General features: G+C 37.4%; 15 protein-coding genes. 4 read left to right on the top strand and 11 right to left on the bottom strand.

Annotation, left to right across the window (positions count from 1 at the left end):
* Positions 1-29: 29 nt before the first annotated feature.
* Positions 30-3,425 (bottom strand): ThuA domain-containing protein, encoded by a 3,396-nt coding sequence (locus YQ22_RS00580; RefSeq protein ID WP_071339641.1) that lies wholly within the window; start codon positions 3,423-3,425, stop codon positions 30-32.
* A gap of 126 nt (positions 3,426-3,551) precedes the next feature.
* Between YQ22_RS00580 and YQ22_RS00585 the strand changes: the two genes are divergently transcribed.
* The 3 genes from YQ22_RS00585 (at position 3,552) to YQ22_RS00595 (ending at position 6,971) form a co-directional block, all read left to right on the top strand.
* Positions 3,552-4,148, top strand: coding sequence for a YdeI/OmpD-associated family protein (locus YQ22_RS00585; RefSeq protein WP_071339642.1), 597 nt, complete (start codon positions 3,552-3,554; stop codon positions 4,146-4,148).
* Positions 4,149-4,286: 138 nt separating this feature from the next.
* Entirely contained in the window at positions 4,287-5,714 is a 1,428-nt protein-coding gene (locus YQ22_RS00590; RefSeq protein ID WP_232231259.1) for an amidohydrolase family protein, read from the top strand.
* Positions 5,715-5,726: 12 nt separating this feature from the next.
* Positions 5,727-6,971 (top strand): metal-dependent hydrolase family protein, encoded by a 1,245-nt coding sequence (locus YQ22_RS00595; protein ID WP_071339643.1) that lies wholly within the window; start codon positions 5,727-5,729, stop codon positions 6,969-6,971.
* Positions 6,972-7,156: 185 nt separating this feature from the next.
* Here YQ22_RS00595 and YQ22_RS00600 read toward each other — a convergent pair whose 3' ends face one another.
* Both YQ22_RS00600 and YQ22_RS00605 read right to left on the bottom strand, forming a co-directional pair.
* Complete coding sequence (locus tag YQ22_RS00600; RefSeq protein WP_071339644.1) at positions 7,157-7,795, bottom strand: DUF998 domain-containing protein; 639 nt, start codon at positions 7,793-7,795, stop codon at positions 7,157-7,159.
* A gap of 65 nt (positions 7,796-7,860) precedes the next feature.
* Complete coding sequence (locus YQ22_RS00605) at positions 7,861-8,760, bottom strand: sterol desaturase family protein (RefSeq protein ID WP_071339645.1); 900 nt, start codon at positions 8,758-8,760, stop codon at positions 7,861-7,863.
* A 196-nt stretch (positions 8,761-8,956) separates the two neighbouring features.
* Between YQ22_RS00605 and YQ22_RS00610 the strand changes: the two genes are divergently transcribed.
* A complete protein-coding gene (locus YQ22_RS00610; RefSeq protein ID WP_071339646.1) occupies positions 8,957-9,433 on the top strand; it encodes a Dps family protein in 477 nt (158 codons plus the stop codon).
* Positions 9,434-9,525: 92 nt separating this feature from the next.
* On the opposite strand, the gene YQ22_RS00615 is transcribed toward YQ22_RS00610, so the two are convergent.
* The 8 genes from YQ22_RS00615 to YQ22_RS00645 all read right to left on the bottom strand — a co-directional run bounded on the left by YQ22_RS00615 (position 9,526) and on the right by YQ22_RS00645 (position 14,550).
* A complete protein-coding gene (locus YQ22_RS00615) occupies positions 9,526-10,134 on the bottom strand; it encodes a hypothetical protein (protein ID WP_083414156.1) in 609 nt (202 codons plus the stop codon).
* A gap of 51 nt (positions 10,135-10,185) precedes the next feature.
* A complete protein-coding gene (locus YQ22_RS00620; protein WP_071339647.1) occupies positions 10,186-10,578 on the bottom strand; it encodes a VOC family protein in 393 nt (130 codons plus the stop codon).
* A gap of 20 nt (positions 10,579-10,598) precedes the next feature.
* Positions 10,599-11,144 (bottom strand): pyridoxamine 5'-phosphate oxidase family protein, encoded by a 546-nt coding sequence (locus tag YQ22_RS00625; RefSeq protein ID WP_071339648.1) that lies wholly within the window; start codon positions 11,142-11,144, stop codon positions 10,599-10,601.
* A 71-nt stretch (positions 11,145-11,215) separates the two neighbouring features.
* Complete coding sequence (locus YQ22_RS00630) at positions 11,216-11,611, bottom strand: hypothetical protein (RefSeq protein WP_071339649.1); 396 nt, start codon at positions 11,609-11,611, stop codon at positions 11,216-11,218.
* Between the two features lie 98 nt (positions 11,612-11,709).
* On the bottom strand, positions 11,710-12,198 hold the full coding sequence (locus YQ22_RS00635; protein ID WP_071339650.1) for a phosphoribosylaminoimidazolesuccinocarboxamide synthase: 489 nt from the start codon (positions 12,196-12,198) through the stop codon (positions 11,710-11,712).
* 73 nt (positions 12,199-12,271) lie between these two features.
* Positions 12,272-13,684, bottom strand: a complete 1,413-nt coding sequence (locus YQ22_RS00640) for a carbon starvation CstA family protein (protein WP_071339651.1) — start codon at positions 13,682-13,684, stop codon at positions 12,272-12,274.
* 107 nt (positions 13,685-13,791) lie between these two features.
* The gene (locus tag YQ22_RS19010; RefSeq protein ID WP_156894510.1) at positions 13,792-13,959 is read right to left on the bottom strand and encodes a hypothetical protein; all 168 of its coding nucleotides are present in this window, start codon (positions 13,957-13,959) and stop codon (positions 13,792-13,794) included.
* A gap of 102 nt (positions 13,960-14,061) precedes the next feature.
* Positions 14,062-14,550, bottom strand: a complete 489-nt coding sequence (locus tag YQ22_RS00645) for a GNAT family N-acetyltransferase (RefSeq protein WP_071339652.1) — start codon at positions 14,548-14,550, stop codon at positions 14,062-14,064.
* Positions 14,551-14,592 lie beyond the last annotated feature (42 nt).

The raw sequence follows: 14,592 nt of genomic DNA on the forward strand, positions 1-14,592 counted from the left end.
GCGGGCTTTTCATTTCAATTAAGTCATTTCTATTTAAATACTGCTCCGGTAAGTGCTACTTGCGCCAGCTCTTTACCTTCTTCGCCTTTAAAGGTTATATAGTATGGACTATCACCCGATACTTTACCTGTTATTGGTATTGTAATCATAGTACCTTGTGATCCCTGTTGTTGTGCCGGCATTTGACCTTTGCCCAACAATGGACCATCAGGAATATTTTCATGTATTTCAAAATCAAAATACATGTTTGGTGCTTCTTGCCATCCGGCAGTTAAACTAACGGACTTTACTCCTTTTAATGACATGTTCTCCAACATGAACCAACCGGCAGCCTTATTGATCAATAATAAGTCCATTCCACCAAACTGCATTGCTTGCATACCGTCCAATTTCATTTGATCATAGAACTTTACCGTGCTGCTAGGTATTGCAATGGTCTTAGAACCGGTCAAAGGAATAGTACCTTCTGCCCCAGCATCGGTATAACTAGCCGTTATCACTAACATGTTACCTGGTGCAGATGATTCTGCCGTAATTGTACCTTTTGCCGGTAACGACTTTTCTTTCTTTTCATCTCCGTTCAAGGAAAGTATGTAAAGAGCAATCTGTCTAGATTCATCGGTTGTAATATTTGGATGTGCCGGCATGGTCACTTCTCCCCAAACACCATTTCCACCAGTTTTGATTTTGCCTTGAATATACTTTAACGCATCTCTACGTTCTTTATATTTTGCGGCAACATCTTTGTAGTTTGGTCCAATGGATGCTTCTGCTTCTTTATGACATGTTTTACAATCCATCGCTTGGGTTAAGGCTTTACCAGTTACCGCTGCCGATACTTGTTGGTGCCCCATATTCATAGCAACCTTATCCATACCTTCCAAATAATCCACACTTACAAAAATATTGTTTGGATCTATAGCTGTGCCATCTGGATCGGTAACAGAAACGTCGTATGAAATTTTCTGTCCCGGTAGATAAAAAGCTGGTGCGCCACCGTCTATAGCTATAGCAACTTCTGGTCTAGAATTACCCGCAATAATACCAGTGCTTTCACTTATAACTTCGGCTCCTTTATCGTCCGCAACAGTTACCTTTAGCTTGTAGGCTCCGGCATCCGCATAACTATAACTAACATTTGTCTCTGTAGTTTCTTTAGTATCTCCATTTCCAAAATCCCAGATGTACTTTATAGCGTCATTTTCACGATCACTTGCTTCAACAGTAGCGTTTACCGTTAACGGGGTTTTACCAGCCGTTTCACTTACAGTAATATTATCTATTAACGGAGGTCTATTTCCGCCATTAAATTGAATATAGCCTAAAGCGGAGTTAGCGTTTTGTGAAAACCAACCGCTACCATATTCCAATAGGTAAATTTTACCATTTGGACCTACTTCCATATCAATTAAGTTGTTGACCTTAATATTTGGAGCAAACGGTTCCATTTTACTGAAATCACCATTTTCATCTAAATGAACAGCGAACATCCAACCACGCATCCAATCGTAGATAATAACTTTTCCATCGTAATAGCTCGGCAATTTTTCATCGCCTTGAAACATATCTGAATAATAGGTAGGTCCGGCCATGGCATTTCTACCTCCTGTTGCCGTTTGTGGAAAAGCTTGTGAATCATCATAAGGATAATAAACATAGGCTGGCATTGCCGGTGGCAATTCCGTTAATCCCGTATTGTTGCGTGAGGTATTCATTGGTTTGGCTGGATCATACTCCGGTCCGCTCTCACCTGTTTCGTAATTGTATTCATTATAGGCATAGTTATCGCCAATGAACATGGGCCAACCAAAATTCCCTGCCTTTTTGGCCTGGTTCATTTCGTCATATCCTCTAGGACCTCTTGTACCTAAACTATCCGCTCTTGCATCTGGACCAACATCTCCCCAGTATACATAACCCCTTTTCATATCTACCGAAATTCTGTACGGGTTTCTATGTCCCATAGTATAGATTTCCGGTCTGGTCTTTTCCGTACCTACAGGAAACAAATTTCCTTCAGGAATATCATAAGAACCATCTTCTTTTACTTTAATTCTTAAAATCTTACCACGTAGGTCATTGGTGTTACCTGACGACCGACGAGCATCATACTGTTCATGACCTGGTATATCATTCATTGGTCCAAAACCACTATGAACATATTTGGCTCCTTTTTCGTTAAATGGCGTTGTATTATCCCCTGTAGACAAATAAAGTAAACCATCTGGCCCAAACGCGATAGAACCACCTGTATGGCAGCAAATTTCCCTTTGACTATCTACATCTAAAATTACTTGCTCAGAGTCCGTATCAAACTTACCATCTACAAATTTAAATCGTGATAAACGGTTGACCCACTGATCACCTGTTGGTGCATAGTATAAATAGATCCAGTGATTGTTGGCATAATCCGGATCTTTCTGCAAGCCCATTAAGCCTTCTTCGGCATTTACACCGGGCGTATTCAATGTTTTACTGTACACATCTAACTTTAGAACCTCTGTAAGCTCTTGCGTTTGATCATTATACAGCATTACCTCTCCCCTACGTTGAGCCACTAAGACATCTCCGTTGGGCAATACCGCCATTTCGGTAGGTTCAAAAAACATACCTTCACTTAAGGTTACCTTAGTAAAACGATCGGCATCCGGTGGTATTTGCGAAGTAGCTTTTCCATAATCCAATACCAAGTTCTCACCAATAGCATACTGAATACCACCTAATAAATGTTTTAAGAACAGGTCTTCTGAATAGCTGGCATCGGCATGTCCGCCACCCGTGTAAAATGCTCGTCCACCATCATAATCATGATACCAGGCTATGGGGTGAAAATCTCCGTTTTGCCCACCTTCATAAGAAGATTCGTCCAAAGTCATTAATACGTTTACATCTGGATTGATGTTCTTGTAATTATACAATTCATCCGTTCTGTTCCACACAGAGTCGGTAAAAAACTGTGTAGCAACAAAATTCTTGTCCTTGATAATAAAATCCGCATTTGGCATTCCTCTTGGGTGACTCAAAAATTGAGCTCCTGCTAAGTCATTGTACCAACCCCAGTCATATTCAGTATCTGCCGCAGCATGTACACCTACATAACCGCCGCCGGCTTGAATGTAGCGCTCAAAAGCCGCTTCTTGGTATTGGTCCAAGACATTACCCGTTGTACTTAAAAAGATAACAGCTGAATATTGCTTTAAATTTTCATCAGTAAACAGTTCTGCATTTTTGGTAGTATCTACTGCAAATCCATTTTCTGATCCTAGCTTTTGAATTGCTGCAACCCCCGCTGGTATAGATGCATGCTTAAAAGCCATTGTTTTGGAGAACACTAATACCTTTGGTTCTCCTTCTCGTTTATTGCCACCACATGAGACAATAATAAGCGCAAAGCCCAAAAGCAGCGCATTGAAGATTTTTTTCATACGTTATTCGTTGTTGTTTAGTTGATTTTAGAATGCATAAAAATAGGGCGTGCAGTTGTATTAACCAATACTTTCTATATTAAACATTGTACATTTATGATAAATTAATGCCCTTTTAATAGAATTATGTTAGAAATACCCGAACTATACTTTAAAAATGACACTGAATTCAAAAATTGGTTACATAATAATCATTCCGACTATAAAGGTATTCACCTGATCTTCTACTCCGTTGCCCACGAAAACGAAAGTATGCGCTGGGAGGAAGCTGTTAGGGTAGCACTTTGCTATGGATGGATTGACAGTACGGTAAAAAGTTTAGGTGACGGTAAGCGAAAACAATACTTCTGCCCAAGAAAACCCAAAAGCGTTTGGAGCAAGGTCAATAAAAATCATATTAAAGATTTAAAATCCAATGGCTTAATGCATGAAGCAGGATTAGCTTCGATTAAAATTGCAAAAGAAAACGGATCATGGACTTCTTTAGATGATGTTGAAAACGGAGTCATACCCGAAGCATTACAAATTGCTTTTGAAAAAAATAGCCAGGCACATACCAACTTCAAGAACTTTACCCATAGCCAACGTAAAAGCTACCTATATTGGTTAAACCAAGCTAAGCGAGAAGAAACCAAGGCGAAACGTATAAAGGAAATTATACAACATGCCCATGAGAATATCAAATATAGAAATGACGGTGGTTGGCAGGCTATTAAAAAATGAAATTAACCCGAGTTTTTTAATCACTTTGGTAATAAATAATACATTCATTACCAATGTCTAAAATGCCATAGGATATAAGGCGTAAACTGTAATTTACCGCATATTCTTTTTACCTTACCGTTGCAAAATCGCAGATATATGATGAGCGTATTGAAAATGATGAAATCTATTGTCTTGTGTTTACTCATGGCAATTGTAAGCTGTAATAAAGAGAAAGAGGCTACCTATGACACTTTGATTAAAAATGGTGCTGTCATCAATCTAGAAGACGGATCGGTCTCAATGGCACATATTTTAATTTCCAATAATAGGATTACCAAAATTACTAAAGACATTGATGCTGATCATCTAAAGGCCAATACGGTAATAGATGCCACAAATAAATTTATAATACCCGGTTTTTGGGATAATCACACCCATTTTAGGGGTGGAGATTCTTTAATTGATACCAATAAGAACTTTCTTAAGCTTTTTATGGCCAACGGAATTACTACGGTGCGTGATGCTGGCGGAGACCTAACCTCATCGGTTTTGAAATGGCGTAAGGCTATTGAAAACAAAGAACTTGTTGGACCACGCATTTTTACATCTGGACCTAAAATAGACGGACCAAAAGGTACATGGGCAGGTTCATTGGAAGTTGAAACCGATGAAGATATTATCACTGCCTTAGATTCTTTGCAAGCTATACCGTCTGACTTTGTAAAAATCTACGATAGCCGAATTTCAGGTGAAAATTATTTGAAGGTGATTCAGGAAAGCGAAAAACGTGGCTTGATCACTTCTGGACATATGCCCTTTACCGTTGAACTAGACGCTACTATTGATGCAGGTATAGATGCTGTAGAGCATTTATATTACATCATGAAAGGATGCTCAAGCAATGAAAAGGAAATCACCCAAAAACTGATAGACAAAGAAATCGGATTTTGGGATGCTATGCCCCTACTCCAGTCTTCATATGCCGACTCCACCGCATTAAAAACATTCGGCAAATTGAAAAGGAACAATGTATTTGTTGTTCCTACACTACACATTGGTAGGGTTCTTAGTTATTTGGATGAAGTTGACCATGCTGATGATGACTACTTAAAATATATGGGTCTTGGAATACAGCAAACTTATAAAGGCAGAATTGACCGGGTAAAAAATGCTTCTGCAAAACAGGTTGCCGACCGAAAAGCACTAGATCAATTCTTTGGCGAACTGGCTTTTAATTTGAATATAAACGGTGTAACACTTCTGGCGGGATCAGATAGTGGGGCTTACAATAGCTATACCTACCCAGGCATATCATTACATAAAGAAATGGAAGCTATGGTTGCTACAGGAATTTCGCCGCTAGATGCCCTTAGATCTTCAGCCTATAACGGAGCATTATTTTTAAAACAAGATGCGGACTATGGTTCTATTACCGAAGGTAAAGTAGCCGATATTGTTTTACTCAACAGCAATCCGTTAGAAAACATTACAAACACACAAGATATTTATATGGTGTTATCCAACGGAAACCACCATTCCAAATCAGACCTGGACAGCCTTTTAACATCTGCTATTGTTCACTAAACCCACTATTGTATGAAATCCTTTTTTATCGTTCTACTATTCTCTTGTTATCTTGGTTTTTCACAAACACTCTTAAAACCAGACCGGGTATTTGATGGTACGGAAATACATGAAAATTGGGTGGTTTTAGTAGAGGAAAATTTAATAACATATGCCGGTAAATCTTCTGGAATAAATCTACCTGACCATACCACTGAAATTGAATTGGAGGGAACTACTTTAATGCCCGGTATTATTGAAGGGCATTCCCATATTTTACTGCACCCATACAACGAAACCGATTGGAACGACCAAGTTCTCAAAGAGTCTCCGGTTGAACGTGCCGTTAGGGCTACGGAACATGTAAAAAATTCTTTAATGGCAGGTGTAACCACCATGAGAGACCTTGGGGCCGAAGGTGCAGGTTATACAGATGTATACGTAAAGAAAACCATTGAAAACGGTATTATTGACGGACCGCGATTATTGGTTGCAGGACCTGCTATTGTAGCTACGGGCGCTTACGGTCCAAAAGGTTTTCATGATGGCGTAAAGGTACCCTTAGGTGCAGAAGCTACAAGTGGTGTTGACAATTGTATTACCACCGTTCGTAGGCAAATGGGTAACGGTGCAGATTTGATAAAAATTTATGCCGATTACCGATGGACACCGGGTGCAGATTCCAAACCTACATTTTTACAAGAAGAAATCAATGCAATGGTGGCTACAGCTACTACGGCGGGCAAATATGTAGTTGCCCATGCCAGTACCCCAGAAGGTATGAAAAGAGCCATTCTTGGTGGTGTAGAAACCATTGAGCATGGTGACGGTGGTACAGCTGAAATTTTTGAAATGATGAAAGAAAAAGGTGTTGGTCTATGCCCTACCCTTGCCGCCGGTGATGCCATTACACAGTATAGAGGTTGGAACAAAAGCACCGATCCTGAGCCGGAACGAATTCAACAGAAACGAAAATCATTTAAAATGGCGCTCGATTCTGGCGTGCAAATAGTTTTTGGTGGCGATGTAGGTGTTTTTCCCCATGGAGAAAATTATCGAGAAATGGAATTAATGGTGGATTATGGTATGAAACCCTTAGACGTTTTAATTTCCGCCACTTCTAATAATGCCAAAATGTTTCACTTAAATCAATTAGGCAACTTACAAAAAGGCTTTCTAGCCGATATCATTGCCATTGAAGGGAATCCTACCAATGATATTTCCGTAATAAAGAATGTATCTTTTGTAATGAAAGATGGGGTGGTTTATAAGGAGTAGTTGTCCGTTCACTTCGGCTCCGCTCAGTGACCTGGATCTTTATTCTTTGTTCGTTGTTGGTTGTTCGTCATTGCGAGCAAAGCAGGGCTCATTGTCTTTTTGAAATATCTTCCATTCGGCTTTGCTCATTGTTCTTTAGTCTTGACACTTATACTTGATACTTTGCACTTAATACTTCGTACTTATTACTTTGCACTTCTTCCTTCAGAACCCTCTTTAATTCTCAAAGCACTAGAAACTATAAATACGATGAAACAGGTTTCTATTATACGTTGTAAAATACCTCTATAGCCAGATTCCGGATTAGAGAATAGCGCGAATATGAAAATACCGCTGATGATTCCCGTAACAATCGCTATTTGGGATAAGCGATTATAGTTCTCAGATTTCTTTAAACCCAACCCGATTCCCATCAAACAAATAGGAAAAAATATATACGTTAAAGATGCCACTGCATTATGTATAAGTTGAGCTAGGCTGGAGTCCATTACATCTGTTGGGCATCCGGCATCACATGGAAATAATCCTACTAAAGTAGTTCCCAATCCGTAGAAAAGTGCCAAACCAAAAAATCCCGCTACCACTAACTTTGAACTTGGAATTTTTTTTGGAGCACTAAAACAATACATAGTAAGGAGAATTCCGCTAGGTACATAACCCAAATACTGTAAATAGGTACCATACCTAGTATCAACAGCAAAAGATTCACTGATGTACTGACTTACTACACTATAATCTTCAATTAATAATGGACCAACAATAGCGGCAATCGCAAATAAACTAACTCCTAAAATTCCTAAATACGCTATTAGCTTATTTCTCATATTGAAAATTGAATCGATTGGTTGGTTGTTTATATGACGATAATCATTCAGTATTGTTACAGCAATTACAATTCCGCATTCTTACTTTCTTCCCAATCCCTCCGCAAATCTGTTGATAGAATACTAGTGCCATCATGTTTCCATCCGGGTGGTTTTGTCAAGTATTTGAACCTATTTACCAATGAGGTTTTTGAAGTAAAGAAATCGCCCAACATCTTGTACCACTCTCCAAAAGCAATTTTTAAAGGATTATAGGTATCAATATTTGTAACCAAACCGTATACGGGTTTTTCTACCTCTGGCTCAAAGGTGCCGAACAATCTATCCCAAATAATAAAAATACCGGCATGGTTTCTATCTAAATATTGTGGATTGGTGGCATGGTGTACCCTGTGGTGACTGGGCGTATTAAAAACGGCTTCAAACCATTTGGGCAGTTTGGTAATATATTCTGTATGAATCCAATATTGATAAATAAGACTAACGGACATCTGTACCAAAACCATCACCGGATGAAAACCGATGAGTATGAGCGGAGTCCAAAAAATAAAGGTGTAAAATCCGCCAGACCAAGATTGTCTTAAAGCCGTGCTTAGATTGTAATTTTTAGAGGAATGATGCACCACATGGCTAGCCCAGAAAAACCGACTTACATGACTGGTTCTATGAAACCAATAATAGCAAAGATCTTCTGCAAATAGGAGTATTAACCAAGACCACCACGCAAACGGAATTTCAAAAATATGATAGAAATTATACAGCAAATAAAAGAACCCTAATGCAATGCCCTTGGTTACCAAGCCAATGCCCACATTGCCCAACCCCATTACAATTGAAGTACCCGCATCTTTAAACTCATAATCATGGAGCTTGATCTTTACCGACAGTATGACTTCTAAAATTACCGTGACCGTAAAAAACGGAATGGCATAGTGTATTAAATTAGGTATTTCAGGTATTTGCATGGCGGTTCGTTATCTATATTAACCTTTCTAATTTACGAATCTATTTGGTCAACTACAATTGCTTAAAAAGACAACTTTTATCACTCATAAAAAATGATATCAGTATAAGAAAATCATATGGGTTATGTAACATTTGTCACCCATAAACAGGGGCTTTATTCGTAGTTTTACATCAAGAAATTAAAACAACATACTTATGGAAACTTTACATAAAAACGTGGGAATAGACCAAGATTACAAAATAGAGATCAGTGATAAATTAAATCTTCTTTTAGCTAATTATCAAGTTCATTATATGAATTTGAGAGGGATGCATTGGAATGTAAAAGGAAGCAATTTCTTTCTTCTACATGAAAAATTTGAAGAGTTATACACCGAAGCTACTGAAACCGTTGATGAGATCGCTGAACGTATTTTGACCCTAGATCAACAACCTTTACATACGTTTGAAGATTATTTGGACAACAAGACTATTAGAATCATTAAAGAAGTGTCTGACGGTGCTACAGGTATCTCTTTATTGATAGATAACTTGAACGAGTTATTGATTCAAGAGCGAGAAATTTTGGAATTTTCATCTGACAACAATGATGAAGGTACCGCTACGTTGGTTAGCGATTTAATATCCGGACAGGAAAAACTAATCTGGATGCTTAAGTCTACCTTACAATAGCACATAGTTTTACCTAAATAAAATGGCAAAAGTCTACTTAGATTTTTGCCATTTTTTTATATCCCTTTTCCACTTAAAAGATAGTAAGATTACTATGTATTTGTTGGGGAACGTTTTTCAATTTCCAAAGCGCGACTATAAAAGTCACGAAATTGGACTTTATTATATTTTGCACGCATGGCGCTTAAAACATCAGATAGGCTTAGACTACACCAATCCCAAAGCATGGTATCAAAATTATAGGCATACATTTGTTTTTTCACTTCGGCTCTTATATCATCTATTTCAGTGGCAGTAAATCCGTTTTCCAGAAGTCTCTCCAACACCCGTTGCTCGTTCTCTTTGGTAAACTCTGTATCTAAGTATGGTTCTAGAAGCCTATCCCAATTCCAACTATAGGGTATCAATTTTAAATTATGAACTTTGGCAAAAAGCTCTAGTTCCTTCTTCTTTTCAGCGGACACAAAAACAATATCATCTTTTACATATAGTTTACACACACCAAACTCTAAGGAAATAGCATCAATCTCATGGGCTTCTATGCTTGCTGAAGGATAAACGACCGAGGGTTCAAAAGGGTAATCCGTAATTTCAATACTGCTTTCTCCCATGCTAGAAGTTCCAATACCACAGAGTAGCCTTTTAGCGGTTATGGCATTTCTAGAAATGGTAAAACCGGTGAGCCCGTTTAACTTGAACATATTTTTTAAAAACTTCAGCACTATCTTCTTTGGTTTGAAATGTACCTATAATTAAGAAGCAGGTTCCAATAAATCCCATAGGTTGCCATATAGGTCTTTGAATACGGCTACCATACCATACGGCATCTTTTCTGGCTCTCTAACAAACTTTACGCCTCTTTCTACCATGGCATAGTAATCTCGCCAAAAATCATCTGTATACAAAAATAGAAATACCCGTCCGCCTGTTTGGTTTCCTATCCTTGATTCCTGCGCTTCATTGTCCGCCTTTGCCAAAACCAAAGTGCATTGTCCATCCCCTGGTGGCGTAACTATGACCCAACGTTTATCCCCTTCTAACGGGGTATCTTCCACCAGTAGGAAGTCTAATTTTTTAGTATAAAATTCAATGGCTTTATCGTAATCATCAACGACCAATGCTATGCGTGCTATGGATTGCTTCAATATATTGTTTATTTTATCTGTTAGTTTCCTAAAATATGGGTTTCAAAACCATCTATACTTTTGGTATTCTTATTTTTCCAATATTCTTTGATCTTTTCCTCACCTTGCTTTTTAGACCAATCGTTCAAGGTAGTTCGCTCTTCTTTAAAATCCATGAACGGAACGGCGAATCCGCACGAGGTCTGTACCAAGTCCACTTTCATTTCTATAATTTGCCTGGACCCTGTATTTTCAGGAAAAAGGTTAATGTACTTTGAAAATTCTTGATTCCTCCTATGGTATATTTTAGCTACACCGTACAATCTCAAAATTATAGGTTTACCCTCAAAGGCACAGAACATTATGGTCATTCTATTATTTTTGATCAGGTGTGCAGCCGTTTCATTACCACTACCGGTTAGATTTAACCAAACAATTTTATTCTTGTTAATGACCCGAAAGGAGTCCGTTCCCTTTGGCGATACATTTACATTACCCTCTGCAGCCGCAGTACCCACAAAAAATACTTTTTGCTTTTCAATAAATTCCTGTAATTGGGGTGTAATGGATTCTAATTTCTTTCCCATGGTTATTTGTTTGGTGGGTTTAGATTATATTTTATTTGACCAAAGTCAAACTATAAAATTCTAAAACAATATTAGAGATAATTCAAATCTATAAACATCCAAGCATATAATAGCAACTTCAAGGTCATTACTACAGCGAAAGAAGCTAGTAAACTATATAAAAACTTCTTCCTGTGATTTTTAAATTTACGGTTTATATAGTACACTTGAACAGGAATGAACAGTAACAAAGCAACAATAGCCAAGACTATAGCTGTATATAAATAGAACACCAAAACCATGCCTTCAAGGATGTTAAATACTACATTGAGCGCTTCTAAAACATCGTCTACGGATTCAAATCCGCTACCGCCTGTAAAACCATCATTCGTAGTGAACAACACACTTACTTCAATAAAAAATAGCACTGCATTGAACAGTAGGTAAAGAATAAACCAGGATAGCTTTTTTAGTATTTTTCTTATCATTGATTTTATCTAAAAACCGACTAATATTTAAAGGAGGTTGTAGTATCATTTCGCCTTTATATTTTATGAAACTAGAATAGTTCCACAAAAACTACATGTTATACGTTTAACAACTTCTCTTCAATCATCATTTTCCTAGCCTTTTCAGTCTCATTCTGCCCATTGCCCATTATACCTGGCAACATAATTATACGCTTTTTAATAGCCCCATCCTCTTCAAAAACAACTTCAAATCTAGACCGGGTAATTGCCAAAATCGCTTTCTTAAATTTTACACTTTTAATTTTATCTCTTTGGATAATTGGTGTGGCTGAATTATTCAGACTTTTAAAAATTCCATATACCAAAAACAGACCAACTATGCTATACACCACGGCAATAGGTATCTCTCCTTTTTGAAAACTTTGAAATGCCGAAAACAATAAAAATGCAGCTATAATACCGTAAATAATTAAAACTCTAGTGATACTTTTACCAACAGTAGCATTTGCAACATTACCTTTAACTCCATCCCTTGTAAGTAAAATTCTGTCCGGTAAAATATGGCAAAATCCAGTTTTGGTTCTAAATACTTTTTCGTTTTTCATTAATTCTAATTAACGCTTATGATGACAAAATACATTTCATTGCTACTATTTTGCAATGAAGTTTATTGATGATTTAATGCGGTACTCCCTGTTCCCTCTTATTTTTAAAAAACAGAATGGTGATCAAGGTTGAAATCCCTATACCGATCCAATTGGATATTTGAATATCCAATCCCAACCCAACATTTGGGTCATAAAATATGTAAGAACCCACAACACTGGTAATAAAAAATGCGGGTACTAAGGCTATTAAATAATACGCTTTCTTTTGATATAAATAAACCGCTCCGATCCACAGGGCAATGGCAGCCGTAACTTGGTTTGCCCATGAAAAATACCTCCACAATAACTGAAAATCCATGTTGGTTAAAATGAACGAGATGATAAACAACGGAATTGCCACCATAAACCGATTCTTCAATACTTTTTGGTCTATCTTCAAATAATCGGCAATAATCATACGTGCAGCCCTGAACGAGGTATCTCCCGATGTAATTGGCAAAACAATGACTCCAAGTACTGCAATGGTACCACCAATGGCTCCTAACGAGGCTATGGCAATTTTATTTACAACGGCTGTAGGACCTCCGTTTTGCAACAGCTCATTTAACTGGTCTCCATCTAAAATACTCATGGATGCCGCTGCCCACACCATTGCAATGGCTGCCTCAAGAATCATCATGCCATAAAATACTTTTCTACCGTCTTTCTCATTATTGATGGTGCGCGAAATAATGGGCGATTGCGTGGCATGAAAACCCGATAAAGCCCCACAGGATATCGTTAAGAAAATAACTGGAAAGTAAGGAATGTTCTGCGGATGCATATTTTGAAACGTAAGCTCCGGAATAGGATTTCCAATGACGAACATACCTATGCAAATACCTATGGCACTTAATATAAGTAACAAACCAAGTACAGGATAAATTTTACCTATGATCTTATCTATAGGCAATAAGGTTGCGACTATGTAATAAAAGAATATGGCAAAAAGAACTATGGTCAAAAAATTGGTTTCCGAACCAATAACATCATTGATCATATTTGCGGGTGCGGTTACAAATACGGTGCCCACCAATATTAAAAGTAATAGGGCAAAGAAATTAACCACGTGACTAAATGATTTCCCCAAAAACCGCGATGCCAATGCCGGCAAGTGTGCTCCGCCAAAACGTAAAGAGATCATACCGGTAAGGTAATCATGAACGGCACCTGCAAAGATAGATCCAAGCACGATCCAAATAAAGGCTATGGGACCGTACAAAGCACCCAATATGGGACCAAAAATAGGACCTACCCCTGCAATATTCAAAATTTGAATAAATGCATTTCTATTACTGTTCATGGGCACAAAGTCTACCCCGTCTTCCATTTTGTGTGCGGGAGTATCTTTGGTTTCATTGGGCTGAAAGGTTTTATCCACGAACTTGCCGTAGAACATATACCCCAATACCAATAAAATCATTGACGTAATAAATGTAATCATGAGGTTATTTTAGACTTGGTATAAAATGAATTGAATGTTTGTTTTAACTAGTGACCGGTATAGGAGTAAGAAGAATTTTCTAGCCTTAAGTCGAAGCAAATTTAATCCTATTTTTTAAGCCTATCAATCCCAAACATTATAACCACAGACAAAATGGCCACAACAATTGCTTTTACCCAGTCAATTTCATCTTTTGCAAAGGCATCATAAATAATAAATCCGGTTGCTAAACCTAATACGAATTTTAAATTATGAAGGGTGAATAGTTTTTTCATTTTGTGTGGAATAGTTAAAACAATGATGTCAACAATTACAAGTAGATTGATATAAAATCGAATCCGCAATAGCTGCGTTATTACACTTTTATAGGTAGTTTTTTATTTCTTTAAATGCTTATACATAATATAGGTATCTACCAATCCTAATTTAGGGTGTCTAAATCCCTTAGGCGTAGTTCCAATGATTTCAAATCCATATTTTTTCCATAATTCAACTGCTCCTTTATTCGTACTTACTACGATATTGAATTGAATTCCTATAAATTGATTTTCCTTTGCTATTTCGAGAGAATGTTCACAAAGTTTTTTTCCAATGCCCTTTCCGTGAGAATTGGGATTTACCATATAACTGCAATTTGCAATATGGTTTCCTAAATCAATTTGATTGGGTTTAATAATATATGTACCAAGTATTTGTCCGTTCTCTTCAATAACATAAGTTTCCATATAATCAGCAAACCAATGCTTTTTCAAATCCTTTTTCGGTGTATTTGGATTGAAAACATAGGTATCTCCAGTTTCAATCACTTTTGAGAATATTTCCCATACTTGGTCAATATCAGTTTCTGTTGCTTTTCTAATTTTCAATTCAAGTGGTCGTTAAATTATTCAAAACGGTTAAGAAATTTC

The organism is Maribacter sp. 1_2014MBL_MicDiv (assembly GCF_001865655.1).
Taxonomy (GTDB): Bacteria; Bacteroidota; Bacteroidia; order Flavobacteriales; family Flavobacteriaceae; genus Maribacter; species Maribacter dokdonensis.